Origin of the sequence: Leeuwenhoekiella polynyae, from assembly GCF_004104075.1 — a bacterium.
Taxonomy (GTDB): domain Bacteria; phylum Bacteroidota; class Bacteroidia; order Flavobacteriales; family Flavobacteriaceae; genus Leeuwenhoekiella; species Leeuwenhoekiella polynyae.
Window position 1 is genome coordinate 53,850 of the sequence record NZ_QOVK01000022.1, and the last position, 25,301, is coordinate 79,150.

A 25,301-nucleotide genomic window follows, 5' to 3' on the forward strand; every position below is an offset into this window, starting at 1 on the left:
AATATCAAACAAACAAGGACCCGCAGAATTTTCTTTGGGAAATTTGCTTCATTTATCTTTGTAAAATGAAAGATCAAATTAAACTGCTATGTTGTGACATAGACGGTACACTTCTCAACGCAAAACGCGATATCGCTCCAGAAACAGCTGATGCAATTAATAAGTTACCAGCAGATTTTCCGGTGATTCTGGCCTCTTCAAGAATGCCTTCTGCTATGTATTATTTACAAGAAAAATTAAACAGAATAAATAGTCCAATAATCAGCTACAATGGCGGACTGGTTTTAGACACTGACGGTACAAAATTAAGAAGCAATACCGTTTCTTTAGATTTTCTTGCTACTGTTATTGAGCATCAAAAAAAATATGATTACAACATCAGTACCTATTGTACTGATACTTGGCGCACGGCACATGTAGATTACTGGACCTTACGTGAAATACGAAGTACTCGAGTAGAACCTCTTTTAACTCCGATTAACGAGCACATAGCGATTTTGAAAGAAATTGATGAGCAACCACATAAAATCATGTGTATGGGCTCTCCACGAGCTTTAGACAGCCTTATAGAGGTTTTACAACATAAGCATGGTGACGAAGCGCATTTTTACAGATCTAAGGATGTTTATATTGAGATTACACCTAAAAATATTGATAAGAGCACTGCATTAAATGAATTGATCGAAAAGAAATATAAGCTAACGCTCGATCAGGTTATTGCCTTTGGTGACAATTTTAACGACACGACGATGATAAAAACCGTTGGCTTTGGGGTAGCGGTGGCTAATGCTACTCAAGAAGTTAAAGATGTTGCAGATTATGTGAGTGCGTTTACAAACAAAGAGCACGCTGTAGCAAAGACATTGGAAGAGTTTATACTTAATTAAGTAAACAGCTAAAAATAGAGAGGCGCACTCCAACCAAAAAGTACGCCTCTCCAAACAACCTAACCAATAGTCTTACTAACTATTTATTTAAATAATTTTCATAGTTATTTACCTTTATTTTTGCTCCTAAATCGTGCATCAGATTATATAAACCAAAGAATGTACGGTTGATGTATAAAAAATGTTTACTTCCTCTGTTTCCGTTCATTTTACGAAGCTGAGTATCTTTTGAATATTTGTCGCTTAAGTCTGCGATTTGAGCAAAAAAGCGTTCATCACTAAAGTCAAAATCTTCTAGATGGAAAGGTTTTGTAAACAGACTCAGCATCTCGTGAAATAATTCTGAAAAGAATTTGATTTCTTCTGGGGAATCATCTTTTCTCAAGATTTCTAACTCAAACATTTTTGTCATAAAAATGTCTGGATTATTGATGTTTTCCGGCTCTGCCAATTCAAAATAGGGAGTATAAAATTCGTGTGGAACTTTCTTTATACAACCAAAATCTATAGCAATAAGATTTTGGTCTTTATCCACTAAAAAATTACCGGGATGAGGATCTGCATGCACCTGCTTCAAATGATGCATTTGATACATATAAAAATCCCAAAGTGCCTGCCCTATTTTATCTGCAGAATTCTGATCTGTATTTCTAGCAGTAAACTCACTCAAGTGCTCCCCTACCATCCAATCCATTGTAATGATACGCTCGCTAGACCATTCCGGGTAATACTTTGGAAACTTAAGATTAGGGATCACGCCACATTTTTCAGTGATTTCCTGACTCTGCTTTACTTCAAGAATATAATCTGTTTCTTCAAGTAGTTTATCTTCTACCTCCTTAAAATACTTCTCTTTATCCTTTCCTTTTAGATTAAACATCCGGCTGGCGATTGGCTTCACTAGAGCCAAATCGCTACTGATACTGTCTGCAACCCCGGGGTATTGAATTTTCACAGCAAGTTTTTTCCCATCTTTCGTCGCCTGGTGCACCTGACCGATGCTCGCGGCGTTTATACTTTGGGTTGTAAACGTATCGTATAGCTCTTCCGGATATTTATCTAAATACTTTTTAAATGTTTTTCTAACTAATGCTGCAGAAAGCGGTGGCACCGAAAATTGCGAAAGCGAAAATTTCTCAACATATGCCTTCGGAAGAATATTCTTTTCCATACTTAGCATTTGCGCCACCTTTAGCGCACTTCCTTTTAAGCTTTTGAGGCCGTCGTATATATCTTCTGCATTATCATCATCTAACTCCTCACGGGTAAGTTCGCTATTAAACGCTTTCTTTCCATAATATTTTGCATAGTTACCTCCCACTTTCACTCCTGTTTTAACCAGTTTAGAAGCACGCTGTAACTTATTAGTCGGGATATGATCTATCGTTTTCATAAGCGTTTATTTAGATCTTGAGAAATTCTCTTTGAATAAAAACTTTCCAAAATCAAGAACACTTTCTAAAGGTGTTGTATTAAATACGTCAAAAATGGCATTAACAGATTTCTCAATTGCAACATCTGTTTTTTCAAAACGTGCGGAGTTGTCGTCCATCCAGTATTTTAAAAGAAATAAGGTTTGTAACCAAGCTCCTTCACTAAATACAGAAACCGGATTTTTTGTAAGTCTAGAAGACTTTTCGTCGTTGGCTTGCTCAATTAGGTCTCCCGCAAAATTTCTCACTTTTAATCGCAGATCTCTCAACTGTCCCAAAGTCTTCAAACTATCTTTTTGCTCTTGCAAAGCAAAAAGTATATAACTTCTGTTTGCTGTTAAAACTTCAAAGAAAGTATAAAAGAATGAAAGCATTTTTTCCCGGTTAGGGTAGGTTGCATATTCTTTATTTTTGTGAAGTACAGCACTTGTATTGTCAAAGAATGCAACCCATATAGCTTCACGAATTCCCTGAAAAGAACCAAAAAAGTTATAAAAGGCACCTTCTTCAATCCCATGATCTTTACAAAATTTAAATACTGAAGCAGGTCGCTCACCGTGTTCCAAAACATACTCCATATACAGTGTCATTACACGTTGTTGAGTTAATTCTGGTTTCTTTTTAGCTGTAGTTTTCTTTTGGGTAGTCGCCATATCTTGAGTGATTTAGATAAGTAAAATTAAGCTTGTTTAATATTATTTCAAAATTCTTAAACAAAACCTTACGTTAAAGTTCTTTCAGTAAAAATGAAAGTTGTGTCAGTTTGTCACGCACCTGCCTTTGGTACTTTTTTTGACTCTTAGCTTTCAGATTTGCTATAATGCAAACCTTTCAAATAAAATCATATAATCCGATTTTAAAGAATCGGTACTAAAAATCACATAACACTATGTCTACAGGTAAAATTAATGTTGCTGTTGAGAACATTTTCCCGCTGATAAAGAAGTTCTTATACAGTGATCACGAGATCTTTTTGCGGGAGCTAATCTCTAATGCAACTGATGCTACTTTAAAACTGAAACACTTAACTAACATTGGCGAAGCTAGTGTTGAATATGGGAACCCTGTAATCGAAGTTAAGGTTGATAAGGATGCAAAAACCTTAAGTATCATAGATCAGGGTATCGGGATGACCGAAGAAGAAGTTCAGAAATACATCAACGAAGTTGCATTTTCTGGCGCTGAAGAATTCTTAGATAAGTATAAAGATTCTGCTAAAGATAGTGGGATCATTGGCCATTTTGGTCTTGGTTTTTACTCTGCTTTTATGGTTGCCCGTAAAGTTGAGATCATCACTAAGTCTTTTAAAGAGGAGCCTGCTGTAAAATGGGAATGTGATGGATCTCCTGAGTTCACCATTTCTCCTGCTGATAAGACAGAGCGAGGTACCGAAATCATCTTACATATCGCAGAGGATTCTGAAGAGTTTTTAGAAGAAAATCGCATCAGCGAGTTGCTTACTAAATACAACAAGTTTATGCCGGTGCCAATTAAATTTGGTACTAAAGAAGAAACGCTACCAGTACCAGAAGATGCTGCTGAAGATGCAGTAGCAGAGACTAAAACTGTTGATAATATCATCAACAACCCTAATCCAGCCTGGACGAAGCAACCTGTAGATCTTGAAGAAAAAGACTACAACGAGTTCTATCGCGAACTGTACCCTATGCAGTTTGAAGAGCCACTATTCCACATTCATTTAAATGTTGATTATCCTTTTAACCTAACCGGTATTTTATATTTCCCGCGTTTAGGTCAGGATATGAATATTCAGAAAGATAAAATTCAGCTGTATCAAAACCAGGTTTTTGTAACCGATAATGTAGAAGGAATTGTTCCTGAATTTTTAACGATGCTTCGTGGTGTCATTGACTCACCAGATATTCCACTTAATGTTTCTCGTTCTTACCTTCAGGCAGATGGAGCTGTTAAGAAAATCTCGAGTTACATCACCCGTAAGGTTGCTGATAAGCTAAAATCTCTTTTCAACGAAGATCGTGAGGATTTTGAAAAGAAATGGAACGACATCAAAGTGGTTATTGAATACGGAATGCTAAGTGAAGACAAATTCTTTGATAAAGCAGATGCTTTTGCATTATATCCTACCGTTGATGGCGCGTATTACACATTTGCAGAGCTTCAGGAAAAAATCAAAGACAATCAGACTGATAAAGATGGAAAACTTGTAATTCTCTATGCTTCTAATCAAGATGCACAGCATTCTTACATTCAGGCTGCAAAAGATAAAGGTTATCAGGTATTGTTATTAGACTCTCCTATCGTTTCACATTTGCTACAAAAACTAGAAACTTCTAAAGAGAATGTAAGTTTTGTACGAGTAGATGGTGATGATGTAAACAATCTCATCAAGAAAGATGAAGAGCAGATCTCTAAACTTTCTGACGAAGAAAAAGAAAGTTTAAAAACTTTGCTTGAAGAGACCATTGCAGATAAATCTTACACTGTTAAGTTAGAAGCGATGGATAGCAATGCAGCGCCGTTTATGATCACACAACCCGAGTTTATGCGTCGTATGAAAGAGATGCAAGCAACCGGTGGTGGTGGCGGTATGTTTGGTATGGGTAATATGCCAGATATGTACAACGTCGTGGTAAACACTAACAGTGAGTTGGTTAACGAGATATTAAGTACAAAAACTAAGAAAAAACAAGAGCGTTTAATTTCTCAGTCTATGGATTTAGCTCGTTTATCTCAGGGCTTGCTAAAAGGAGAAGCTTTAACTAACTTTGTAAAACGCTCCTATGAGATGATTAAATAGGTAGTTAGATCTTAGATTTGAGACACTAGATCTAAAACCCTGACTTCATAACTAAAACCGCTCTTTAAAAAGAGCGGTTTTTTTATTGCCAAAACTTTAAAAAATCCTCATCTCATAAGCACTTAACTTCTAACGTTTCTTTAACCCCTAATTGAGATAGATTCATACATAATTTGTTAAATTCACTTAACTAAAGTTTTAGAATGTTTCAATTTACTGCAACCTATACCGACCTCTATCAGCTAAGCATGGCTCAGGTCTATTTCAATAAAAATCAAAATCAGCAGGCTGTTTTTGATTACTTTTTTAGAAAACTTCCATTTAAAGGGGGGTATGCGATTTTTGCAGGATTAGAAGAGATCCTTTCTATACTAGAAGATCTACGCTTTTCTGAAGAAGATATTGAATATCTCAAACAACACGATTTTGAACCAAAATTTTTAAATTATTTAAAGGATTTTCGCTTCCGCGGAACTATCAACTCTGTGGCTGAAGGCGAAGTCGTTTTCCCTACCGCTCCTATTTTACAGGTTGAAGCCAACCTGATCGAAGCACAAATTATTGAAACCATACTGCTCAACACCTTAAACTTTCAAACACTAATCGCGACCAAAGCGAGCCGTATTCGTAACGTAGCCGGAGACAAAACACTACTTGATTTTGGTTTACGAAGAGCTCAGGGGCCAGGTGGATATTACGCAACACGTGCAGCAATGGTAGGTGGTTTTAACGGCAGTAGCAACGTAATTACAGGGCGTGATTATAACATTTCTATTAGCGGGACAATGGCACACGCATTTGTACAAAGCTATGATGACGAGTTGGTTGCTTTTAGAGATTTTGCCGAGAACAGACCTAAGAATTGTGTATTACTTGTAGACACGTACAATACCTTAAAAAGCGGAATGCCTAACGCAATAACCGTCGCAAAAGAAATGGAATCCAGAGGTCAAAAACTCCTTGCCATTCGTTTAGACAGCGGGGACCTTGCTTATCTATCTAAACAATGCCGCAAAATGCTGGATGCAGCAGGATTGGATTATGTGAAAATTGCTGCTTCTAATCAGCTAGATGAATATGTGATCCAAAGTTTACAAAATCAAAATGCACCTATAGACATTTATGGTGTAGGAACCAATCTTGTTATTGGTAAACCAGACGGTGCATTAGACGGTGTTTATAAGCTGTCTTTTGCAAATAATAAACCACGTATTAAAATTTCAGAAAGCATCTCTAAAGTTACGCTTCCACATAAAAAACAGGTGTATCGAATTTTTAATGAAGACGGGCAGCAAATAGGCGCAGATGCCATTGGCCTTGCTGATGAATGGCATCTTAACCGTATGCATCACCCGGTAGAACCGTTTAAAAATCTTGTTATAGCAACACTAAAACAAGAAGCCTTGTTAAAACCCGTAATGCAAAATGGAAAACGCAATCACCCAAAAAAATCGATTGAAGAAATTGCTAACTTCAGCAAACAACAATTGGCTTTGTTACCTGATGAATACAAACGGTTTGACAATCCGCATATTTACAAAGTAGGAATTAGTGATCGCCTAAAAGAAGAACGCGACCGCCTCATTGCCGAACATAAAAATTAGATAGATGATTATTAAATTTTTCTCTTTTCTTTTTCTATTTATTTCCCTGTCCTCTTTTTCGCAAAGCGAAAAAACAGCAGGTTATTTGTCAAGAGAAGATAATGAAACTTGGTTGGCAAATTTTGAAAAGCTAGCCAGCAAAGACCTAAAACTAGAAGCGATTAAACAAAAAACACTTAGCGATTCAGAGTATGTTGAGCCAATACCCGGCATGTGTCTTACCGGCTTAAACAATAAACAATGTGCGGCTCTAAGAAAAAGCAATAATACAAAGCCTAAACCTACTGCAGCTTGCAAAATACTGTTTGCATTACACACGGAAAACACATACCCCATAGATCTACAGAAAAGTCCTCAATACTTACCTTTAGTTAAAATGCTCAAAGCAGAAAACATTACGTCGGTACACGTTTTAAAAGGAATATCAGCTTCAGCATTATATGGCTCTCGGGCAAGTTGCGGGGTAGTGATAATGACTTCTGAAGATGATAGAATCACTGAAGCGTTACAAAAACTTAACAACCAAAAAACAACCAAATCTTAAAATATGAAAGCTCTCATTATAATTGATATGCAAAATGATTTTATGCCTGGTGGTGCACTTGCTGTTCCCGGTGGCGATCAGATCATTCCATTAGTAAATAAATTGCAAGAGAAATTTGACCTAGTCATTGCTACGCAGGATTGGCATCCTGAAAACCACTCTAGTTTTGCAGATAATCATCATGATAAAGAAGACTTTGACACTACAATTATTGATGGTGTTGAGCAAACTCTTTGGCCCGTACATTGTATTCAAACAACAGATGGTGCCGATTTTCACCCACATATGAATGCTGCTAAAATAGAAGCTATCTTCAGAAAAGGAACAGATCCTAAAATTGATAGTTACAGCGGTTTTTATGATAATGCACATAAAAAGTCAACAGGTCTTGCCGGTTACTTAAAAGGAAAAGGAATCACCTCCTTATACTTCTGTGGTCTTGCTGCAGAATTCTGTGTGAGTTATTCAGTTTTAGATGCATTAAATGAAGGGTTTAAAGTAACCTTATATGAAGATGCAACTCGCGCGCTAGACTCGGATGCCTTTGATCTGATGAAAGACAAAATTTACGAGAAAGGCGGGAGAATTAAACGCGCTGAAGAATTAGTGTAAGTTACCAAGTATTATATAAATCACAAAGGCAGTTGCACTAAGCAACTGCTTTTTTTATTCTTCTTTATTAGTTTTTGAGCTTTCTCCTGTTACAACTTTTAAATCACCGGTTTTTCCCTGAATTTCAGGAATCAAGAAAAAAGTATATAGCGTTTGCTTATCTAAAGCTTGGCTCATTTCTAAACGCTTAATAGGTGAACTTTTTGATCTCCAAATAACCGAATACGTCCCGATGTCAAACTTCTGTGAAGCGTGGTCATTTCCGTAAGCAGTAGTACCAAAATTAATATCAGAATCTAAAGATGCTTCAGCAGTAAATGATTTCTCAAAGGGAACAAGATTCACCCAGCGCATTTGAGCCGTAGTTTTACCTCCTTCATAATGATCATCCAGAAGACGCATCTGAGGTAAATAACCATTAGCGGTGCGCGCTTCTGCCCCACTAACGATACTATGCAATTGAGAAGAAGTTGTGGTCTGGTTAACAACTTGATTTTCTGACAATAGACCATAAATAAAAAGCGTGAATTTTCCTCCGGCAGCAAAACCAATTTTCTTCTCTAGAATAACTTTTTCATGTACGACGACCTGAATTTGATACACGCCAGGCTTTATTTTATAATATGAAGTAAGGTCGCTATAATTTAGGCTGTACTTTTCGGTGGCACCATCAGAAATAAGCTTCATACTAACCGCTGAATTTTCAACTAAAAAATCTCCCAATCGCAATTCAACATATTGATCACCTTTTTCTGAGCAACTTATTAAGTATAGAAGAAAAACAGGAATTAGGTATTTAATCGCTCTCATTTTGATTACTTCTTTTAATAGTTTTTTTCAGTAAATAAGGTCTCCCCACAACAATTAATAAAACAAGTGCTCCCACAGCTACTAATGCTAAAGGCTTAGAAATTGAAAGTCTAAATACCAGTGCCAAACCTATTATTCCACTTATAATGATACCACATAGAGGTATCCATTTTTTTGAATCTGACTCTTTTAAAGCTATCCAATTCACAATACCAAAAGTGCATAAAAACGCTAGACTAGCTGCTTCCACAAGTGAACTTAGACTCCCTATTACCGCCATACCTGCAGCCAAAGCCCCGAGAAGAATAATAGAACGATCTGGCACATCGTTAGTATTTGTATGGTTAAACCAAGAAGGTAATTCGTTTTGTTTTGCAATACGTTTCGATAGATTTGCGGTGGAGAATAATGTCGAATTTATTGCTGCGGCCGTTGCAAATGCAGCAGCAATAGTCATAACTATGGTTCCGGTTTTTCCAAATGCATTTTGAGCAGATATGCTGAGTGCTATCTCTTTAAAACGCACAAGAGATAATGCACCTCCTAGCATAGTCGCTCCAAGAGCAACGAGGATATAAAGTATAACCACAAACCCAACAGCACTTAGTAACGTAGGCATTAAATACTTTTTAGGATTTTTTATTTTACTATACTCATACGTAAGCAGCTGAAAACCTTCGTAAGCCATAAATATAGCTGCACCTCCTATAAGGCTTGACCAAAACGGTCTGGGTTCAATTCCCGAGACTAATTGATTTGGATCCCAGTTGATAATCCCATAAATCGCCAGGCTAAACAATACGATGAGATTGACAGAAACTATTGCTATTTCTACTTTAGAGAGTTTACCTACACCAGCAAGATTAAGAACGACTAAAGATGCTACGATTGTCAACGCAAGCAAACGAGTTATTAACGGATCAAAATTGAATGCAAAAGATACATAGTGACCAAAAGCGAAAGCGTAAACTGAAATAGTCAAAACATAACCCAGAATCAACATCCAGGCCAGATTACCTGCCATATTTTTAGCTTTGATTGCTTCTAAAAAAACAAATACCCCACCTTCTTTATGAAATTTTTTAGTCAGGAAAACGTAGCTGTATGCAGAAGGTAATGCAACTAATCCGGTTAATAAAAAGGCCAACCACGCCCATTGAGCTGAAACTGCTATTACTACGCCAAGTACGGTATAAATACCTCCGCCTACCATTCCACCAGCAGCTAACGCCCAAACAGCTAATACTCCTAAAGATTTTGATGACTTTGAGCCCATCACTAAGTTATTTCTATTTAGTGTTCAATTTAGACAACCTATTATTTATTATCTCAAGTCAAACCGTATTTACAATAGATTTAACCTTCACCAAATGAATTTACCAATCGCTTTAAACTATATTTTGCAAAAAGATTTATTATGATTTTAGGCGGAATAGATGGCTGCAAATATGGATGGGTTGTTATCACTAAATCTCAATCTATTTTTCAATATTTCCTCATTAAAAAAATCGAAGAGCTAACAGAATTATTCAAAAACCAAAAGGCCCGATTTTTTATTGATATTCCTATTGGTTTATCATCTAGAGAATTCACTAGAACAGTTGACACCCGGTTAAGATCTGAACTAGGCCCCAGAAGCTCAACTGTTTTTAACGCTCCGTGCAGGCCGGCAGCATATGAATCAGATAGACAAAAGGCCAAAGAATTAAATATTCAAATTGAGGGTAAAAGCCTATCTGAACAAACCTTGAATATAAAAGACAGAATTCAAGAAGTTGACAAGTTTATTCTTAAAAATAATGCTGCTATTGAACTATTAGAAAGTCACCCTGAGATCTGTTTTAAATACCTCAACCACACGCAAATTATACACTCTAAAAAATCAGACAAAACAGGTATTAGACAACGTCTGTCTCTTTTGAAAAAATATGAGCCTGGTCTTGAAAAAATCTATAATAAAATCCTTGAAGAAACCAAACGCAAGGACGTTAAGAGAGATGACAGTTTAGATGCGCTTTGCCTCTGCATTTCTAATGCTCTGGCATACCCAGATCAAACCAGCTATATTGAAGATCTAAACAAGATAGACAAGCGACAAATCCCTATTAAAGTTGCATTCTATGATTCTTCAACATAAAAGTTCACTAAACATATTGATTTGTAAGGAATTCCGTAATGTTTTTGTTAGAATTTGATTTAAATTGCTCCGGATTAAAAGTCCCTACCTTTTTACAAAATCCCAACTTGATGAAAATCAAAATTACTATTTAAATAGCATCTTGTTTATAAAAAGCAAAAAGCTTGGTTTAGCAATCTATCAAAATTAATTAAATGCAGTTACTTTTCAAAAAACGTAGGGTTTATTTAAACCTAATAATAGGTATAACTTGGGTGCTTCTTGTTCTGTCTAAATTTATCATCAAAGAGCCTATCAATTGGTTTGATTTCGCAATGCTTGTCTTAGCCTTGTATTATTTTACTCAATATTATTTTAATTATAAATTTCAATACCTTACAATAACAGATAAAGAAATAGTCAAGCAGCGGATTATCTATAAAAAAACAATCCCTATTAAAAATGTAAGACGGTTCTACCGCAATAAAACAGGAGACTATGTTATTGAAGGAAGTAAAAAAAAGATTAAAATTAATCCTTTAGAGGTACAACCCGAATCACTTATAAAATTCAAACATTTTACTTCGCGGTTAAAAGTAGCTAAAGATATTTTTTAGAGCATCATCAACCAATTTACCAGCAATGATCTATAAATTTCGTTTAGCTTAATTACAAAATTTTAAAGCTAATCAGATATTCTACAAAAACTATTAATCAATATTCTGTTAGCTCAGATCTACTGAACGCAAAAGTTAGACGCTTAACTAATCCTAGTTAAAGCAGCTATTGATAAAATATTGTAATCTAAGCAACAGCCAACTTTAGATTGATGAATTGGCTCTTTTTTGTCTACTTTTAAAAGAAAATTCAACTATGATTTACCCTTGGCATCTTTACCTGATGGCGGCTATGTATATAATTGCCGGCATTATGCACTTTATAAAACCTAAAGCTTATTTGCGCATAATGCCAAGATATTTACCGGCTCCTAAGAGTTTGGTTTATTTGAGCGGCTTTGCTGAAATTCTTCTTGGAGTTGGGTTGTGTTTTTCAGAAACAAAAAATACAGCGATCTGGTTAATTATTTTGATGCTTGCCGTTTTTTTACTCGTCCATTTTTATATGTTATCCTCTAAAAAAGCAGGGCTCAATTTACCCTCTTGGGTTTTATGGGGAAGAGTTTTTTTACAATTTGGTTTGATGTACTGGGCTTATTTTTATTTAACAGCATAAAAAAAGCCTTTGCTAAATTAGCAAAGGCCTATAAATTATTGATTATAATTTCTTATTTAATCTCAATTTGCTTTGAGAAATAATCTTTACCTACAGACACTCCTATTCTGTAATTACCAGCTGGCAATTCCTGAAAGTCTAGTGCTTGCTTCACTACTAGGTTATGATCTGTAAGTGATTCTATAATAGAACCATTCTCATCATATACACGAGTAGTAGTTTTTACTTCTTTAGGATTTGTAAAAGAAATCATTACGATATCATCTTGAACTTTGTAGTTAGGCTTAAAGATTGTTTTGCTTTCGTCCTTAATAACATCTAATCCTTTATACTCTTTTTTAATGGTAGTATAAGATTTAGCATAATCATCTTCATAGATAAGATAATACTTTCCTACAGGAAGTTCTTCTAGACTTAATGTTTTTGTATCATTAGCAACACTACCTGCATATTCTGTATAAAGACGCTCTCCATCAACATCCTCAAGATAAATCTGAGCTCCTTCAATCGCATTTGTGTATTCCACTTGAAGCATGAAGTTCTCGTTAACCGTCACTGCAATTCCATCTGCTGCACTGGCATTTAAACTAAAAGCTAATGTCAATGCTAATACCAAAGTTTTAATACTTGTTTTCATAGGTTTGGTTTTTTGTGAGTGATTTAATTTATTCACATTGCAAATGTATGGTGGTAATTCATTCTAAAATAGAACCCATTGTGCTAAATTATGTGCTATTTTAACTTAACAAATATCTTTTTATTTATTTTTGTGAAAATTATATATATTTAGGTTAATATAGCACAAGTTATAAGTTAAACGCTTGTCTAAATTTATATTGAACTAACAATTAATCCCATGATAAAATCTCCAAAACCAGCATTTGAGAAAATTGAACCCGGTTTTGGCAGTTCATTTTCATACCGCATGTATGATGAAAATCACGAAAACAACAACCACAATTTCTGGCATTATCATCCTGAACTTGAATTAGTTTATGTAAAGGGCGGTACAGGTAAGAGACAAGTAGGTAGTCACATTTCTTATTACCGCAATGGAGAGCTCATACTCATAGGTTCTAATTTACCCCACTGTGGGTTTACAGATTCATTAAATAATTATGAACGTGAAACTGTTATACAAATGCGTCCAGACTTTTTAGGAGAGTCTTTTTTTAATATTCCTGAAATGCGAAGTATAAAAGCTCTCTTTGAGCGTGCTAAAATGGGCATTGTCTTTCACGGGGAATTAAAGAGAGATGTAGGCGCCAAAATCGAAGCATTAAAAGATGTATCTAATTACGAACGTTTATTGGGCTTACTTGAAATTTTAAAACTCTTAGAAATTGCAGATAAATACACAGTTCTCAATGCGCAAGGATTTATTTTAGAGACTGAATTACAAGATAATAATCGAATTAATATAATTTTCAATTTTGTAAAGGAAGAGTTTAAAAGACAAATCACTCTTGAAGAAATTTCTGAATTGGTTAGTATGACCGTTCCTGCCTTTTGCAGATATTTCAAAAAAATTACCGGAAAAACATTTACCCAGTTTGTAAATGAATATCGACTTGTGCATGCTGCAAAACTTCTGCATGAAAAACCGATAAGTATAACAGATGTTTGTTTTGAAAGTGGGTTTAATAATTTTAGTCACTTTAATAAACAGTTCAAAAAGTTTACAGGTAAAACACCATCTACATATCGTAATGAACTCAAATTTATTGTCTCCTAGAATATTATAGCCGTTTTAACTGAATTCTCAACACATAATTTACTTTAAAATCTTTTCTGTTTAACAAATAGTTTTGTTAAATAGAATCTTATCAGGACACTACATGTTTAGACTATTTAGTTTAACTAAACTATTTACCACCAGCTAAACTAATAGTCACTAGACGTTAAAAATTTTTAGCAAATTATTACATCCCAAGTCATTCTCTTAATTTTTTGTTAAATTATATGCAGTTTTGAAAATCCCCTTAAAATACTGTAACTTTTAAACAACCCTAATGACTTATAAATCCCCCTATGATGCTACACAAAAATCTACAAAACTCAAAATGCCATGGCACAGTTAAACTGGCAAGACATATTTATAATAAATCGATTTTCAACGTCAAGATGGGATTCTGACTTTGATGATGATTTATACTTTCAGATAATTTTTATTGAAGATGGAAGCGGGAGAATAACTCTTGATGGCAAAGTCACTGCTTTTAAAAGCCGTGATGTTTTTATTTTCAGTAAACAAGAAGTCCCTCAGATTAAAATTCACGAGACTACAACCTTTATAATATTTAAGTTCACAGACTTATTGTTTTCTAGCAAGATAAGCCTTCCTGATAAGCAATATTGGTTAAGGCGTAGTGAGTTTATACTTAATCACCCCAAGAGAAGATTTCAAGAAGCTCTGAAGTCAATGGAAGAGCGTGATCTGATCTGGAGAATTATATTTTTTATCCGTAAGGAAAATGCAAATAAAGAGCAATATCATTTGCAAATAATCGCTAATATGGTTAGTACACTCTTAAGTATATTAGCACGTAATATCACAGAAAACAATCCGGAAATTAATACATACAGGCAGTCTAAAAAAACGGAACGTATAGATGAGATCTATGCTTATATTCGATATAACATATATGACTCAAATATGCTTAAAATATCTGTTATTGCTAAGCATTTTCATATTACAAGCAGCACATTGAGTAATTATTTTAAGAAAGAAACAGGGAATTCTCTTCATAATTACATTCTACTCTATAAACTAGAGATAGTTAAAGACAGACTTTTAAATTCAGAATTTACGGTATCTCAAATAGCGATACAATTAGGGTTTACAGATGAAAGTCATCTTACGCGTATTTTCAAAAAATATTGTAAAGCAACTCCTAAGCAATACAAAGATGCTCATGTAGCCACAGATGAATAGCTAGATAAATTAGAGATTTGGTTTTTAACCAAATAGTTCATTCAAAACGGCAGCAAGACGCACTCCTCCTTTTTGAAGTTGTTCTTGCACAATTCCTATATGATCTGCTTGATACCTGTAACTCAGCTTCTCTCCTATTTCAGCCGAATCGTAAACCATTTCTGCCAGAGCTTGCCCTTCGGTTACCCAATCAAGAACACTTCCTTTAGTTAATTCTTTATATTGGTCTTTAGAAACTGAACCAAAATTTTCAGCAATCTCGCTATAAGACATCCCATAACTTTCTAGCATTTTGGTATCCCAAAGTGAGTGTAAGTTGGTACCATCATTAAACCAACGCACCTGAAAGTCGTTGCCTCCTTTATCTTCAGCATGACCTAAATGTAAGGGTTGATGCAAATCTCCAATAAAGTGCACTAACAGTTTAAGGTAAAAAACCTTATCACTCTTAGAAGTAGTTTTTGAGCTAAGAACATCTTTACATTTCTCGATACCCATAACGATATCTCCGTATTTGTTATGCTCAGCTTCTGCATAAGAAAGACCGGGAGCTATATTCACATAATGCCAACTACCATATTTTCTATAGGCCTCATAACTTTTTATCTCGTCTGCATAGGTAGAGATGACTACTAAAGTTTCTTCTCCCAGTAACTTTTCAAGTTCTCGCTGGGTTTTCTTATTTAAATAGTTTGTTGCAATTGCTGCAGTTGCACGATGCCCCTTACTTCCCCAATCATCTGCTTTAACGATAACAGTACTCAAAACCAATAGTAAAAGGCTAAAAAATGTATTTCTCATCAGAATATTTTTGGCAAATTTAAACCTTTATAAGGCTTTAGAAACGTTATGGACAATCATTACAAAACACCGTCATATATAACACTGAAAATAAAACAATTATGATTTAAAGATTTTTTAGTAAAACCTCGCGTTGTTATCTAAAACATTTAAGTTTAACTTACGTTTAAAAGAACACATTGGGTTGATTATCTTTATACCTTTGCGTTAGTTTTCACATAATAATATAAGAAGCAATTCTATTATGAAATCTTTTAATGAAGTACAACGTTTTGATCAATGGTGGCTGCGACTTTTACTAGTTGTTATTTTGGCTATTGCAGTAAGTCCTTTGGTTATGGACTGGGATACGTTAAAATTATCACGCTTTGAGATTGCATCTGTAGTATTGAGCATATTGGTTATTTTAGGCTTGTTTTTAGGATTCTGGTATATCTTTAAGCTAGAAACCACAATCAACGAAAAAGGCATTACCTATAGATTTGTTCCCTTTCACATCAAATCAAGATTTAAATCCTGGAAAGAAATTAAAAGTGCTACAATAAGAAAATACCATCCTATACGTGAGTATGGAGGTTGGGGTTATCGCATTTCTTTTACTAAAAGGAAAGCTCTTACTACAAAAGGTAATAAAGGCATACAACTCATATTTAATGATGGAAATGAGTTGCTTTTAGGCACACAACAGCCTGAAAAAATCATGGAATTTTTCAAGAAGTACAACATCCCTCTCAAAAATTAAATCCGCTATGCGTATAGCAGTTCTTCTGTGCTTTGTTCTTTTTAATGTTACGCTACATTCACAAAATTTATTAGAGTCTAACCTGAGGGTAAACAATCTCATTGCTGGTACGCTATTAGAAAAAAATAGTGAGTCAGATACGTTAGCGATTATTATTGCAGATTCTGGACCTACAGATCGAAACGGGAATCAGCGGAATATGCAAAACAACAGTTTAAAGTTTTTAGCTGAAAAAATTACAGAGGAAGGTATTTCAACCTTTAGATATGATAAACGTTTAATCCCCTTAATTCGTCAAAATACACTTCAGGAAGAGCGTTTGCGCTTTGATGACTTTGTAAATGATGCAGTGGCTGTTATCAGCTTTTTTAAAGATAAATATTCTTCAATTATCCTTATAGGACACGCTCAGGGATCTTTAATAGCGATGCTCGCTGCTCAAAAGATTGAAGTGACTAAAATAATTTCTATTGCCGGAATGGGAGAATCGATAGATCAGCTTATAATAGGTCAACTAGAATTGCAGGCACCGGGACTTGTAGATAACGCAAAACAAGCATTTAAAGATCTAAAGGAAACCGGAAAGTCTAAAAATTACAGTCAGGGATTAGTTACAATTTTCAGGCCTTCTGTACAACCTTTTATGAAAAGTTGGATAAATTATGACCCTTCAGAAATAATAACAGAACTAGACTTACCCATACTTCTCATTCAGGGAACTAAGAACTTGCAAATTCCTCAGGAACAAGCAGAACTACTCAAAAGCGCAAAACCCGAAGCGCAATTAATTCTCATAAAAGATATGAATCACGTTCTCAAACAAATTGAAGGTGATGACCTCGAAAATTCAAAGTCCTATAATGAACCCTACAGACCTGTTTCTTCAGAATTAATAAAAAATATCATTTCTTTTATAAATGAATAACGAGCTTTTACAGTTCTGGAAAAATACACCTAAGATCTAAAATCTATACATTTTTCAACCCAACAGCCTCATTTTAAATCATTTTCACAAAAGTCGTGCTAATGACCCGTTGTATTAGCTTTTAAAAAAGATTTTAGGCATATTTGCAGCACACAAAATATTTAAAATGCGTACAAAATTAGCCCTTCTAAGCCTCATTGGATTATTCTTAGTAACAGCTTGCAGTAAAGAAGGAGACTTTAAATTAACAGGTAAAATAAACGGTCTAAAAAAAGGAACCATTTACCTTCAAAAAATCGAAGATACCACACTAGTTAATCTAGATAGTCTTGTGGTTGATGGCAACTCAGAATTTGAATTTATAACTGATTTGAAAGAACCTCAAATCGTGTATTTAACTTTAGAAAAAGTAGATGCTTATGATTATGATGATCGTATCATGATTTTTGCTGAACCTGGCGAAATGACTCTAAATACTTCTTTAAAAAACTTTGAAAGTCAGGCGGCGATCACCGGTTCTGAAAACCAGCTTAAATTAGACGAGTATACTAAAATTATCAGACGCTTTAATGACCAGAATTTAGATCTGATCAAAAAAACCTTTGAAGTACGCAAAGAGGCAAATGAAGATTCTATTATTTACTACGACAATCAACTGCAAAATCTAACTAAGCGGAAATATCTATACACGGTTAATTTTGCTATAAATAATAAGGATTATGAAGTTGCGCCCTACTTAGCAGTTTCTGAAATTTTTGACGCTAACGTAAAATATCTGGATACCATTTATAATTCTTTAAAACCGAAGATTAAAAAATCTAAATACGGGAATGCTCTTAAAGACTATATTAAAGAGCGTAAAAACGCAGAAAGTCAAACCACTAATACGGTTACAGACACTACCTATTCAGAAGTTGATTAAGAAGTAAATCACCTTGAGGTAAGCCGAATAAAACTCAAGGAAAAGCTTTCGATTTCGCTGCAAACTTCAGCTTTTAATTCTAAATAAAACTTTATAACTAAAAACGCCTCGTATTTTAAAACACGAGGCGTTTTTAATTCGCTTATTTTAAAAGATACTATAAAGCGTTTACACGATCTATTAAAGCTTTACCACGCTCTTCTAATTCTGCGTTAACAGCTTTAAGATGTTTACTGCGGTTTTCAACTTTATTGTCATTAACCTTTGCGATTAAATCATCAAAAGTTGCGATAGCATCATCTATAATCGCTTCAGACTTACTGTGATCTTCTTTTGGGTTAATTGCTTCCCAGATGTACACTGCATCGATTATATCTCCTAAAACGAAGTTTATGTCTTTTTTAAGGTCTCTAATATTTGCCATAATATAAATTTTGCGCAAAAGTACGCTTAATTATCTCAGCTGTTATAGATAAACTTCTAGAATCTCACAATTATCAGCCTCTAAATGAACCGCTTTGTTTGCAGCAGGAATTAATAGGGTTTCACCTGATGAGAGCTTGCCATTTGTTATTCCATCTGAAAAACTAAGGCTACCCGAAACTACAATGATTATCGTGAAGGAGTCCGTTCTTTCTACAGTATAAGCTTGTTCTTGAATATTTACCCATTCCGTTTTAAAATAGGTATGATGCTTAACAATCTGAGCCTCGTTTTTAGCACTGCGATCATAATCCAATTTAAAATCCTGAGTGGTTTCAAAGTCTAAAACCTCACGAGATTCTTTAACGTGCAAGTCACGTAAGTTACCATCATCATCCTTGCGGTTGTAATCGTAAACGCGATAAGTAACATCTGATGTCTGTTGAATTTCAGCCAATAAAACACCACCACCTATAGCGTGAATGCGACCTGCATTTATAAAAAAAGAATCTCCTTCTTCTACCACGTGCTCATCCATCACTTCTTCAATAGTAAGATTATCTATACGCTCATCATACTCTTCTTTTGTGATTTTTGTATTGAAACCTACTGTTAGCTTTGCACCTTCATCGGCTTGCATAATGTACCACATTTCGGTTTTACCTACTCCCGTAGGTGAAGTTGCGTCAGTAGGATGCACCTGGATAGAAAGATCACTGGCAGCATCAATAAACTTAATAAGTAATGGAAAATGAGGCCCAAAAACGTCATAAACCTTTTTACCTAAAAGTCCCTCAGGGTCTGAAACTATAGCTTCATTTAAAGTTTTTCCTGCTAAGGCTCCTTCTTTCACAATGCTTTGCCCTTCTTCAAGATCTGCGATCTCCCAGCTCTCGCCCACTTTTGCAGTTGCATTATCTCCTTTTCCGAAGATTTCATGTAGCTTTTGACCTCCCCATATTTTCTCTTTAAGTACAGGTTTAAATGTTAATGGATAAACAGAATTGCTCATAATTTTTACAATAGCCACAAAGGCGTTTTATGATTAATGATTTTTATTTTTTTATGATTTTAATTATAAATGCATCAAAATTTTACTGACCGCTATAGCTTACAAAATTACGCGGAGTTTCATAAAGTGTCACTTCAATATCAAACTCAGCTCCTATTTTTTTTCTCATTTTAGTATAAATAACCACACATATATTTTCTGCAGTAGGATTTAACTCCGCAAATTCCGGAACGTCTAAATTGAGGTTTTTATGATCAAAAGGGTCTTCTACTTCAGACTTGATGATATCTTTTAAGATTTTAAGGTCTATTACAAAACCAGTCTCCATATCTATTTCTCCGGTTACAGCAACTATAAGTTCATAATTATGACCGTGGTAGTTGGGATAGCTACATTTGCCAAAAACATCTAAATTCTTAGCATCATTCCAGTCTGACCTGTAGAGCCTGTGAGCAGCATTAAAATGAGCCTTGCGACTTACGGTTACTCTCATCGTGCTATATGATTGTAAAACTTTTCAAAAATGATTTTAAACCACTCGGTATAAATCTCAGGATGAACATTCATATCTTCTTTTATAGCTTCTAGGGACATCCACTTCCATGCACCTACTTCATCTGGATTTAAGTTTGGCTCGCCTTCAAAATTACCTAGTAAAATATGGTCAAACTCGTGTTCTGTAAGACCGTTATCAAAAGGAGCTTTATAAATAAAAGAGATACTTTCTTCCAAGTCTACAGTAAAACCCATTTCTTCCATCAGACGTCTTCTACCAGCCTCTATATTAGACTCTCCTTCACGTTGATGACTACAGCAAGTATTTGTCCATAAACCCGGTGAATGATATTTGTGAAGTGCACGTTGTTGAATCATCAATTCTTTTTTGCTGTTGAAAACAAAAACAGAAAAAGCCCGATGCAATAAGGCTTTTTCATGAGCCTCTATTTTTGGCATCAAACCTATTTGCTGATCATTTTCATCAACGAGAATCACTAATTCTTCTTTCATAAACTATTTTTGACTGTAAATGTACAAATACCTTAAAGCCTTAACAATAGAAAAAGCCTTCAAAATTAGAAGGCTTTTTAGGGTTTGTGTTATGTAGATGCGCATTAATAACCTTGCACGATAAATTCACTACGTCTGTTAAGCTGATGTTCTTCTTCGGTACAGTTCACTCCATTGCTACATTTGTTAAGCAATTGTGTTTCTCCATACCCACGACCAGTTAATCGATCTCTAGAGATCCCGTTTGCTACCAAATATTCTATTGTAGATTTATTACGTCGCTCTGAAAGTGCTAAGTTATAGGCATCATTACCTCGACTATCAGTATGTGAACGTACGTCAATACTTATTTCGGGTAACTCTTTCATATACTTAACAATTATATCGAGTTCAGCAGCGGCATCAGGGCGTATAAATGATTTGTCAAAATCAAAATAAATCGGTTTTATAAACTTTCCAAGATCAATTTTTATACGTTCCAGTTCTATTACTAATGCAACCTCAGTTGACTCTTCAGGAATTTCTACCATTTTCTCTGCGGTAGTATATCCTTCCATTGCTGCACGAGCAAGGTAATTCTCGCCACACTCAGGTTCTTCATAAACAAAAGTAGCATCTGGCACTACTGCTTCTCCTGAAACTAAAACCTCGTTTTCTAAATCTCGTATTCCAACTAAAGCCCCATTTAATGGTTCTTTAGTTTCTTTATCAATAACATTTACGGTTAAAATACTTTCACAGGCTTTGCGTATAAAGCTATAAATATCATCATCTAACGGATCGTTAGCCCTGTTAGATGCAAAAAAGCCTTTGCCTGAATCTGTATCATAGATAAACGTAAAATCGTCTTTTATACTATTTATAGGTTCGCCAATATTTGAAAGTTCATTTTTCTCAAAATCGTATACATAAACATCAAGACCTCCCAATCCTCCTCTACCATCGGTAGAAAAATAGAGTTTTCCATTTTTACCTACAAAGGGAAAGGTTTCTCGGCCGGGAGTATTTATAGTTGCTCCCAAATTTTCAACCTCTCCAAAGCTACCATCCTCGTTTAGATTCACTTTCCATAAATCAGATTCCCCTAATGTTCCCGGGCGATCTGAAGCAAAGTATAAAACCTTACCGTCTGGAGATACTGCTGGGTGTGCTGTAGAAAAACTATTATCGTTAAATGGAAGTTCAACCACATTACCAAAAGTATCTCCTGATCCTTTTGTTGCTTTATAAAGTTTAAGTTTATTCGTTTTATTGCTATCTGAACGATACTGATCTGCTGTAAAGTTGTTTCGTGTAAAGTATAGCGCTGTTCCATCAGGAGATAGGGTTGCTGTACTCTCGTGAAACTCTGTATTGACAGGGCCCTTTAATTTTTCTGCGGAATTTACCTGACCAGTATCATCAATAGTACCTACATATAGGTCCAAAAACGGCTGATTGTTCCATTTATGTATTCGCTTTGTATAGGTTCCTGTATCACGAGTTGAAGCAAAAAGCAATCGCTCTCCATAAAAAGCAGGAGCAAAGTCTGAATAACCTGCTGCATTTACATTTAACTTGTTTATCGTATAATTCTGTCTTTCAGAACGAATGTTCTTAATTGTATTGGGATCATAATACGATTCACCAGAAGCATCCATTAGCTCCTGATAGCGTTCAATCATTTTGTCAGATTCATCATAGTGCTCTACAGCTCTAAGCGCCTGAGCATATCTAAAATATTGATCCGGAGTTACAGATTCAGTATATTTTTCTACAAGCTTATCATACCAAGATACTGCTTCAGTATAATCTGCATTATAGTAAAAACTATCCCCTAGTTTAGAGAACAGGTCTGCTGACTCATAACCACTTTCTGCTACTCTTAAGTAAATCTTCTGAGAGTCAACAAAAGCATATTGATTAAACTTCTTATTCCCTTTAGCTACTTCACGCTCCTGAGCTACTGCCTGAGAAGCATTAAGCACAAATACCAAAAGAAAAATACCATAATATCTTAGATTCATAGGGGTATGTTTTTTAAAAGAAACGAGGGGTTAACATACGGTTGTATTCTTTGAAAAGTTCAAAGCGTAAAAACAATTCATAGGTGCCGTTATTGTACGTTGCATTACCAAGGTCTGTAGTCTCGCGATCGTAGGCAAAGCCTATTAACAGTCCGTCATTAACTTGAAAACCTACTAATCCGCTTAATGCAGCACTCCATCGGTAAGATGCCCCTAAAGTAAGCTTATCATAAAACATAAAGTTTGCATTCACATCTACTGCCAGAGGTGCTCCAGCAACCATCTTGACTAAGGTTGATGGCTTAAACTTCACGTTTCGGTTTAGATCAAAAACGTAACCTGCCAAACCATAGTAATGAATGTTCTCCTCTGCTACAAATGTTTCTGCTCCCTGTGACCCACTACGATCAAAATGATCGGTTTGTAATAACTGAGGTGCAGATAAACCTGCATAGAACTTAGAATCGTGATAAAAAACACCCACTCCTACGTTAGGAGACAGCTTATTATCTATATTAATTAAAAAAGGATCATTCGTATTAAAAGGATTCGTTCTACTAAAATCTACATCTAGTAAATCTAAAGACCCTTTTAAACCAAAACTAAACTTACCTTCAGCACCTGTCTCCAATGTATAACTGAAATCTACATTGAAATAAGTTTCCCGTGCAGGTCCTAGTACATCATTCACTAAACTAAAACCCATACCTACTTTACCCAATCCTATTGGACTGTGTACCGAAAGATTTTGAGTCCTGGGAGCACCATCAAGACCTACCCACTGACTACGATGCAGTAATACAATACTCGTTACCCCACGGTTACCTGCATAAGCAGGATTTATAACCAGAGGATTGTACATATATTGCGTGTACTGAGGATCTTGCTGACTATAGCCTGAAGCTGAAATTAACAATACAAGCAGAAGCAGCAACTTACTCAAATTTCTTTTCATCATTATAAGTATTTTATTATAAGTACTCATTGAGTAATCTTTATTAGTTAATGTAAAGGAATGAAGCTTTATTTCTTACAGTACCCGTATCTGGATCTGCATATTCTATAACATAGTAATAGGTTCCTGTTGGTAAACGTTCCCCTCTTCTTACCGTCGCCCGACCATCAGAGAATCCGCTAAATACATTTCCGTTATCTATACTATAACCTTCAGTACTATACACTTCTACTCCCCATCTGTTAAAGATCTGAACTTTATTATCAGGGTATCTATCAATATTCTGAATCATAAAGATATCGTTAAGACCATCTCCATTTGGAGTCATCACATTATAAACGATAATATCTTCATCAGCAAGTACATTAGGAATTATGGTTACTGTTACATCATCTGGCTCACCATCACCATCCACATCAACATCTGCAGGATTGTTTGGATCATCAGAAAGATCATCTATTACCTCTCCGTCTGGATTAACCCCACTTACAAGAGCTTGATTTTCTACAGCCAATTGCTCAATATCAATTTGTGTAATAGAATAAACTGCAGTAAATGTTGTACTGTCTTCTTCACCAGGAGCCAGTTCTATTGGACCACCGGTAACATTGACTAATTCATCATCTATCACAATATCACTAATTATAGTTTCACCAGTATTTATAACTCTAAATGTATAGGTTATAGTCTCTCCTATCTGAGGCCTTTGATCACCATTCTCATCATTAAAGACTCCTACTTTTTCAAGGCTTAAACTTGCTTTACCAGGTGTGTTTGTAATGGTTGGATCGTTGCCAGGATCACCATCTCCATCATCGTCAATAAGTTCGTCTCCGTTATCGGAAATATCCGTTACATCGTCGCCAGAAGGATTTTTACCAGTAGCAAGAGCACTGTTGCTGACAAAGCCAGCATCAATATCAGACTGGGTGATCTCATATTCTGCTGTTGCTGTTCCTGTTCCTCCAGGGGCTAAGCTCGATGGAGTAATACCTAAAGCGTCCACTCCAATTCGTTCATCATCAATCACCGTACCAGTGATTGTAACATTTCCGGTGTTAGTAACCGTAAAATCATAGGTGATCGTCTCTCCTACCTGCGCATAACCATCACCGTTTTCATCATTGAATATACCTGTCTTGATAAGACCTATAGAACCGCTTTTAGGAAGTTCTGTTACCGTATCATCATCTTCTAAATTACTGTTATCATCCGATGTATCCGTTACATCTTCACCCTCTGGATCTTTACCCGTAGCAAGAGCGCTGTTGCTGACAAAACCAGCATCGATATCTTCCTGAGTGATTGTATACTCTGCACTGGCTAATCCACTTGCTCCAGGAGCTAACGGATCTGTATCCAAGGTTAATCCTGAGACTCCGATTCGTGCATCTTCAATAACTGTCCCACTTATTGTTACATCTCCAGTATTAGTTACTTTAAAGCTATAGGTGATCGTCTCGCCTACTTGTGCAAAGGTATCCGTGTTCTCATCATTGAATACACCTGTCTTGATAAGACCGATAGCCCCTTGATAAGGAAGTTCTGTTACCG

The 25,301-nt window shown here is 35.4% G+C and carries 26 protein-coding genes; 13 read left to right on the plus strand and 13 right to left on the minus strand.

Going from position 1 to position 25,301, the window contains the following annotated elements:
• Window positions 1-65: 65 nt before the first annotated feature.
• Entirely contained in the window at window positions 66-887 is an 822-nt protein-coding gene (locus DSM02_RS17185; protein WP_128766759.1) for a Cof-type HAD-IIB family hydrolase, read from the plus strand.
• 79 nt (window positions 888-966) lie between these two features.
• Here DSM02_RS17185 and DSM02_RS17190 read toward each other — a convergent pair whose 3' ends face one another.
• Window positions 967-2,280: an ABC1 kinase family protein gene (locus DSM02_RS17190; RefSeq protein ID WP_128766760.1), complete on the minus strand. Its 1,314-nt coding sequence runs from the start codon at window positions 2,278-2,280 to the stop codon at window positions 967-969.
• 6 nt (window positions 2,281-2,286) lie between these two features.
• On the minus strand, window positions 2,287-2,973 hold the full coding sequence (locus DSM02_RS17195) for a TetR/AcrR family transcriptional regulator (protein WP_128766761.1): 687 nt from the start codon (window positions 2,971-2,973) through the stop codon (window positions 2,287-2,289).
• Window positions 2,974-3,209: 236 nt separating this feature from the next.
• On the opposite strand from DSM02_RS17195, the gene htpG reads away from it, so the two are divergent.
• The 4 genes from htpG (at window position 3,210) to pncA (ending at window position 7,859) form a co-directional block, all read left to right on the plus strand.
• On the plus strand, window positions 3,210-5,099 hold the full coding sequence (gene htpG, locus DSM02_RS17200; RefSeq protein ID WP_128766762.1) for a molecular chaperone HtpG: 1,890 nt from the start codon (window positions 3,210-3,212) through the stop codon (window positions 5,097-5,099).
• A gap of 203 nt (window positions 5,100-5,302) precedes the next feature.
• On the plus strand, window positions 5,303-6,703 hold the full coding sequence (locus DSM02_RS17205) for a nicotinate phosphoribosyltransferase (protein WP_128766763.1): 1,401 nt from the start codon (window positions 5,303-5,305) through the stop codon (window positions 6,701-6,703).
• Between the two features lie 4 nt (window positions 6,704-6,707).
• Window positions 6,708-7,247 carry a hypothetical protein gene (locus tag DSM02_RS17210; protein ID WP_128766764.1) on the plus strand — a complete coding sequence of 180 codons (540 nt, stop codon included), beginning with the start codon at window positions 6,708-6,710 and terminating at the stop codon, window positions 7,245-7,247.
• Window positions 7,248-7,250: 3 nt separating this feature from the next.
• Complete coding sequence (gene pncA, locus DSM02_RS17215; protein ID WP_128766765.1) at window positions 7,251-7,859, plus strand: bifunctional nicotinamidase/pyrazinamidase; 609 nt, start codon at window positions 7,251-7,253, stop codon at window positions 7,857-7,859.
• A 54-nt stretch (window positions 7,860-7,913) separates the two neighbouring features.
• On the opposite strand, the gene DSM02_RS17220 is transcribed toward pncA, so the two are convergent.
• Both DSM02_RS17220 and DSM02_RS17225 read right to left on the minus strand, forming a co-directional pair.
• Window positions 7,914-8,669 carry a DUF4397 domain-containing protein gene (locus DSM02_RS17220; protein WP_128766766.1) on the minus strand — a complete coding sequence of 252 codons (756 nt, stop codon included), beginning with the start codon at window positions 8,667-8,669 and terminating at the stop codon, window positions 7,914-7,916.
• A complete protein-coding gene (locus DSM02_RS17225) occupies window positions 8,656-9,945 on the minus strand; it encodes an APC family permease (protein WP_128766767.1) in 1,290 nt (429 codons plus the stop codon). Before DSM02_RS17225 ends, DSM02_RS17220 begins: the two co-directional genes overlap by 14 nt.
• Window positions 9,946-10,086: 141 nt before the next feature.
• On the opposite strand from DSM02_RS17225, the gene DSM02_RS17230 reads away from it, so the two are divergent.
• The 3 genes from DSM02_RS17230 (at window position 10,087) to DSM02_RS17240 (ending at window position 12,018) form a co-directional block, all read left to right on the plus strand.
• Complete coding sequence (locus DSM02_RS17230) at window positions 10,087-10,806, plus strand: DUF429 domain-containing protein (protein WP_128766768.1); 720 nt, start codon at window positions 10,087-10,089, stop codon at window positions 10,804-10,806.
• 194 nt (window positions 10,807-11,000) lie between these two features.
• The gene (locus tag DSM02_RS17235; protein WP_128766769.1) at window positions 11,001-11,402 is read left to right on the plus strand and encodes a hypothetical protein; all 402 of its coding nucleotides are present in this window, start codon (window positions 11,001-11,003) and stop codon (window positions 11,400-11,402) included.
• A 256-nt stretch (window positions 11,403-11,658) separates the two neighbouring features.
• Window positions 11,659-12,018 carry a DoxX family protein gene (locus tag DSM02_RS17240; protein WP_128766770.1) on the plus strand — a complete coding sequence of 120 codons (360 nt, stop codon included), beginning with the start codon at window positions 11,659-11,661 and terminating at the stop codon, window positions 12,016-12,018.
• 52 nt (window positions 12,019-12,070) lie between these two features.
• Here the strand turns inward: DSM02_RS17240 and DSM02_RS17245 are convergent, their stop codons facing one another.
• The gene (locus tag DSM02_RS17245; protein WP_128766771.1) at window positions 12,071-12,655 is read right to left on the minus strand and encodes a T9SS type A sorting domain-containing protein; all 585 of its coding nucleotides are present in this window, start codon (window positions 12,653-12,655) and stop codon (window positions 12,071-12,073) included.
• Between the two features lie 219 nt (window positions 12,656-12,874).
• Here DSM02_RS17245 and DSM02_RS17250 point away from each other — a divergent pair, with 219 nt between their 5' ends.
• Window positions 12,875-13,753 (plus strand): AraC family transcriptional regulator, encoded by an 879-nt coding sequence (locus DSM02_RS17250; protein WP_128761828.1) that lies wholly within the window; start codon window positions 12,875-12,877, stop codon window positions 13,751-13,753.
• Window positions 13,754-14,086: 333 nt separating this feature from the next.
• Window positions 14,087-14,953: a helix-turn-helix domain-containing protein gene (locus DSM02_RS17255; protein WP_128766772.1), complete on the plus strand. Its 867-nt coding sequence runs from the start codon at window positions 14,087-14,089 to the stop codon at window positions 14,951-14,953.
• 24 nt (window positions 14,954-14,977) lie between these two features.
• Here DSM02_RS17255 and DSM02_RS17260 read toward each other — a convergent pair whose 3' ends face one another.
• Window positions 14,978-15,754 (minus strand): S1/P1 nuclease, encoded by a 777-nt coding sequence (locus DSM02_RS17260; RefSeq protein ID WP_128766773.1) that lies wholly within the window; start codon window positions 15,752-15,754, stop codon window positions 14,978-14,980.
• A gap of 244 nt (window positions 15,755-15,998) precedes the next feature.
• Here DSM02_RS17260 and DSM02_RS17265 point away from each other — a divergent pair, with 244 nt between their 5' ends.
• The 3 genes from DSM02_RS17265 to DSM02_RS17275 all read left to right on the plus strand — a co-directional run bounded on the left by DSM02_RS17265 (window position 15,999) and on the right by DSM02_RS17275 (window position 18,343).
• The gene (locus DSM02_RS17265; protein WP_128761825.1) at window positions 15,999-16,496 is read left to right on the plus strand and encodes a hypothetical protein; all 498 of its coding nucleotides are present in this window, start codon (window positions 15,999-16,001) and stop codon (window positions 16,494-16,496) included.
• Between the two features lie 7 nt (window positions 16,497-16,503).
• Window positions 16,504-17,421 carry an alpha/beta hydrolase gene (locus DSM02_RS17270; RefSeq protein ID WP_128766774.1) on the plus strand — a complete coding sequence of 306 codons (918 nt, stop codon included), beginning with the start codon at window positions 16,504-16,506 and terminating at the stop codon, window positions 17,419-17,421.
• Between the two features lie 166 nt (window positions 17,422-17,587).
• Window positions 17,588-18,343 (plus strand): DUF4369 domain-containing protein, encoded by a 756-nt coding sequence (locus DSM02_RS17275; RefSeq protein ID WP_128766775.1) that lies wholly within the window; start codon window positions 17,588-17,590, stop codon window positions 18,341-18,343.
• Between the two features lie 157 nt (window positions 18,344-18,500).
• Here DSM02_RS17275 and DSM02_RS17280 read toward each other — a convergent pair whose 3' ends face one another.
• The 7 genes from DSM02_RS17280 to DSM02_RS17310 all read right to left on the minus strand — a co-directional run.
• On the minus strand, window positions 18,501-18,767 hold the full coding sequence (locus DSM02_RS17280) for a hypothetical protein (RefSeq protein WP_128766776.1): 267 nt from the start codon (window positions 18,765-18,767) through the stop codon (window positions 18,501-18,503).
• A gap of 42 nt (window positions 18,768-18,809) precedes the next feature.
• A complete protein-coding gene (locus DSM02_RS17285) occupies window positions 18,810-19,778 on the minus strand; it encodes a type I phosphomannose isomerase catalytic subunit (RefSeq protein WP_128766777.1) in 969 nt (322 codons plus the stop codon).
• Between the two features lie 82 nt (window positions 19,779-19,860).
• Window positions 19,861-20,271, minus strand: coding sequence for a 6-pyruvoyl trahydropterin synthase family protein (locus DSM02_RS17290; RefSeq protein WP_128766778.1), 411 nt, complete (start codon window positions 20,269-20,271; stop codon window positions 19,861-19,863).
• Complete coding sequence (gene idi, locus DSM02_RS17295) at window positions 20,268-20,786, minus strand: isopentenyl-diphosphate Delta-isomerase (RefSeq protein WP_128766779.1); 519 nt, start codon at window positions 20,784-20,786, stop codon at window positions 20,268-20,270. The genes DSM02_RS17290 and idi overlap by 4 nt, the downstream gene beginning before the upstream one ends.
• Window positions 20,787-20,890: 104 nt before the next feature.
• Window positions 20,891-22,792, minus strand: a complete 1,902-nt coding sequence (locus DSM02_RS17300) for an OmpA family protein (RefSeq protein ID WP_128766780.1) — start codon at window positions 22,790-22,792, stop codon at window positions 20,891-20,893.
• 13 nt (window positions 22,793-22,805) lie between these two features.
• A complete protein-coding gene (locus DSM02_RS17305; RefSeq protein WP_128766781.1) occupies window positions 22,806-23,750 on the minus strand; it encodes a PorP/SprF family type IX secretion system membrane protein in 945 nt (314 codons plus the stop codon).
• A 40-nt stretch (window positions 23,751-23,790) separates the two neighbouring features.
• Window positions 23,791-25,301, minus strand: a 1,511-nt coding sequence (locus DSM02_RS17310) for a gliding motility-associated C-terminal domain-containing protein (RefSeq protein ID WP_128766782.1), incomplete at its 5' end; no start/stop codon positions are given.